The 2,728-nt window shown below is 67.4% G+C and carries 6 protein-coding genes; 4 read left to right on the forward strand and 2 right to left on the reverse strand.

Translation table 11 applies throughout. The features are described from left to right. Nucleotides 1-174 precede the first annotated feature (174 nt). Both JOZ00_RS05600 and JOZ00_RS05605 read right to left on the reverse strand, forming a co-directional pair. The gene (locus tag JOZ00_RS05600) at nucleotides 175-450 is read right to left on the reverse strand and encodes a type B 50S ribosomal protein L31 (protein WP_293340891.1); all 276 of its coding nucleotides are present in this window, start codon (nucleotides 448-450) and stop codon (nucleotides 175-177) included. Continuing rightward, nucleotides 450-1,649, reverse strand: a complete 1,200-nt coding sequence (locus tag JOZ00_RS05605; RefSeq protein WP_293340894.1) for a GTP-binding protein — start codon at nucleotides 1,647-1,649, stop codon at nucleotides 450-452. Before JOZ00_RS05605 ends, JOZ00_RS05600 begins: the two co-directional genes overlap by 1 nt. Before the next feature lie 109 nt (nucleotides 1,650-1,758). Between JOZ00_RS05605 and rpmB the strand changes: the two genes are divergently transcribed. From rpmB to rpsR, 4 genes are all read left to right on the forward strand, one after another. Further along, the gene (rpmB, locus tag JOZ00_RS05610; RefSeq protein WP_293340897.1) at nucleotides 1,759-1,995 is read left to right on the forward strand and encodes a 50S ribosomal protein L28; all 237 of its coding nucleotides are present in this window, start codon (nucleotides 1,759-1,761) and stop codon (nucleotides 1,993-1,995) included. Next, nucleotides 1,995-2,159: a 50S ribosomal protein L33 gene (gene rpmG / locus JOZ00_RS05615; RefSeq protein ID WP_293340900.1), complete on the forward strand. Its 165-nt coding sequence runs from the start codon at nucleotides 1,995-1,997 to the stop codon at nucleotides 2,157-2,159. Before rpmB ends, rpmG begins: the two co-directional genes overlap by 1 nt. 2 nt (nucleotides 2,160-2,161) lie before the next feature. Continuing rightward, nucleotides 2,162-2,467 (forward strand): 30S ribosomal protein S14, encoded by a 306-nt coding sequence (gene rpsN / locus JOZ00_RS05620; protein ID WP_293340903.1) that lies wholly within the window; start codon nucleotides 2,162-2,164, stop codon nucleotides 2,465-2,467. Continuing rightward, the coding region (rpsR, locus tag JOZ00_RS05625) for a 30S ribosomal protein S18 (protein WP_293340906.1) at nucleotides 2,467-2,728 on the forward strand (262 nt) is incomplete at its 3' end. The genes rpsN and rpsR, both read left to right, overlap by 1 nt.

A 2,728-nucleotide genomic window follows, 5' to 3' on the forward strand; every position in this document is an offset into this window, starting at 1 on the left:
GATGGGTATCCGACGCTGCACGGCGGAGGAGGCCCTGGCCGAGATCACCGGTGTCGTGCGGGCCAGCGGAGTCGGCCTCGGCGGGGTATCCCGCGCGTTGCTCGACCTGGTGAGCGGCGCCGTCGACTCGACGGCCGCGAACGCGGCCCTCGCCCAGTGGGACGCGGTGCTGCGTTAGTTCGGTGCCCCACCGGTTCGGTGCCGGCCGTAGCGGCGGTTGAACTTCTCCACTTGGCCTGCGGTGTCGAGGATTCGGCGACCGCCGGTCCAGAACGGGTGTGAGTCCGAGGTGACTTCGACGACCACGAGTGGGTAGGACCGCAAACCCTGCGGTGTCTCCCACTCGATCGTGCGCGAACTGGAGAGCGTCGAGCGGGTCAAGAACATCGCACCGGTGGTGGCGTCCTGGAAGACGACGGGATGGTAATCGGGGTGAATGTCGGGTTTCATCAACGGTCTCCGTCCGAACTGTGCTGGGCGGGCGTGCTGTCCCCGGCGGCGTTGGCCGGGCCTGCGCACGGTTCCTCGTGCCAGTCGCCGAACGGGTCGTCGCCGCGGAACCAGTCATCGGGGAAGGCGAGCTCCTCGTCGGTGAGCAGTGCGCCGTGCAGTGCATCGTGGATCTCAGCGGGCTTCGCGCCGCAGACCAGAACGGTCAGCGCTGTGTGCCGGTCGCCAGTGCGTTCGTCCCACCCCAGCTCGGCGAGGGCGCGCCGCTCCGGGCCGATGCCGGCGAGCTCGGACGGCGTGAGGGCGGCGAGCCACTTGCCCGCCGAACTGACACCCAGCCCGCCGCCGGCCGATTCCAGCCACAGCGCGTGTTCGGGCCGGCCGGCCAGCCACAGGCGCCCACGGGTGCGAATCACGCCGTCCAGCAACACATCCAAGCAATCGTGCAGGCGCCGCGGATGGAAGGGGCGTCGGGCATTGAACTCGATCAGGCTGACCGGCCCCCGGGATTCCAGCGGCGGCTGCCCGGCGAGCAGCGGGCCGTGCGGGTCGTCGCTGCGGCCCCGTCGTGCGTCGCGGTACAGATTGTTCAGCGCCACCTCGATGCCGCCCGCGCCCACTTGGATGCGTGCCCGCGGCGACAGCCGGTGCAACACGGCTGCCACGAACGGATCGGGGCGGTTGAGCACCACCAAGTCGGCGAATTCGGCCTGCCCGACGACCACCTGAGCGTGGGTGCGTCCGTCGTCGAGTTCATCGTCGCCCAGCGCCTGGTTCAACCACACCGACGAATCGGCGCAGGCGATTACCGCCGCGATCGAAACATCAAGCGCCGCAGGACCGTCGACGTATCCCGGTGCCACGCGGACCCGGACGAAGTCGATCGCGACACAGATCGCTTCGGGTTCCATCCACGGCGCCAGGTGCACGACGATGCGATTGACGTCTGGGCGCCGGTGCAGCTGGCGCAACAGGACCAACAGATCGTTGCGGATGGTGCACGACACGCAGCCGTGGGCGAGTTCGAGCCCGCTCTCGGCCGTGGTCAAAACGCCATGCTGCAACGTCGCCGTCGTCCGGCGCACCACGTGGCCGTCGAAGTTGTGCTCTACGACCAACGTTCCGGGGGTCTGCAGCAGCGCACCCACGACCGGATCGGTGTCCATCTGGCCGACGACCAGGATGACGGGCGTCCGCATCATTCTCCTTATTGGTAATGATTTTCATCTGGGCTCCTCGTACGGTACCGTCTTTTTCAGGCCTTGTCGAAAACGATTTTCAATAAGCTCGAGAGAGGGGAGGGCGCTTGTGTCCGCACATTGCCAGGTGACCGGCAGGACACCGGGTTTCGGTAACGCGGTATCGCATTCCCATCGCCGAACCCGTCGACGCTGGTCCCCCAACATCCAGCTCAAGACGTATTACCTGCCCTCGGAACACCGCCGCATCCGGCTGCGCGTCAGCGCCAAGGGGATCAAGGTCATCGACCGCGACGGCATCGAGGCCGTGGTGGCCCGGCTGCGCCGCGAGGGGCAGAGAATCTGATGGCGCGCAACGACATTCGACCCATCGTCAAGCTGCGTTCCACGGCGGGCACCGGCTATACCTACGTGACCCGTAAGAACCGGCGCAACGATCCCGACCGGCTGGTGCTGCGCAAGTACGACCCGGTGATCCGTCGCCACGTCGACTTCCGAGAGGAGCGCTGAGCATGGCCAAGAAGTCCAAGATCGTGAAGAACGAACGCCGCCGCGAGATCGTGGCGCGCTACGCCGATCGACGCGCCGAACTCAAGGCGATCATCCGGTCACCGGCGAGCACGGTCGCGCAGCGGACGGCGGCACAAAGCGAGTTGGGCCGCCAGCCTCGCGACGCCAGTGCGGTGCGGGTGCGCAACCGCGATGCCGTCGACGGACGGCCACGCGGGCATCTGCGCAAGTTCGGGCTGTCCCGGGTACGGGTTCGCGAGATGGCCCATGCCGGACAGCTACCTGGCATCCGGAAGGCGAGCTGGTGATGGCCAAGAAGGCTGCGCGTCCGCGCCGTCCCGGCCAGGCCAGTGTCCGGGCAGTGAAGAAGAACCTGCTCGCCAGCCTGGGGCTGAGCGCGGTCGACTACAAGGACACGTCGTCCCTTCGCGTCTTCATCTCCGAACGCGGCAAGATCCGTTCGCGTCACGTCACCGGTCTCACGGTCCAGCAGCAACGACAGGTCGCGACGGCCATCAAGAACGCGCGCGAAATGGCGCTGCTGCCCTATCCCGGACAGGGCACGTCGC

Origin of the sequence: Mycobacterium sp. (genome assembly GCF_019243155.1) — a bacterium.
In the GTDB taxonomy this organism is placed as follows: Bacteria; Actinomycetota; Actinomycetes; order Mycobacteriales; family Mycobacteriaceae; genus Mycobacterium.

Excerpts from the sequence above, each read along its gene's own strand:
- JOZ00_RS05600 (WP_293340891.1), bottom strand. The coding sequence starts at position 450 with ATGAAACCCGACATTCACCCCGATTACCATCCCGTCGTCTTCCAGGAC.
- JOZ00_RS05605 (WP_293340894.1), bottom strand. The coding sequence starts at position 1,649 with ATGCGGACGCCCGTCATCCTGGTCGTCGGCCAGATGGACACCGATCCG.
- rpmG (WP_293340900.1), top strand. The coding sequence starts at position 1,995 with ATGGCGCGCAACGACATTCGACCCATCGTCAAGCTGCGTTCCACGGCG.
- rpsN (WP_293340903.1), top strand. The coding sequence starts at position 2,162 with ATGGCCAAGAAGTCCAAGATCGTGAAGAACGAACGCCGCCGCGAGATC.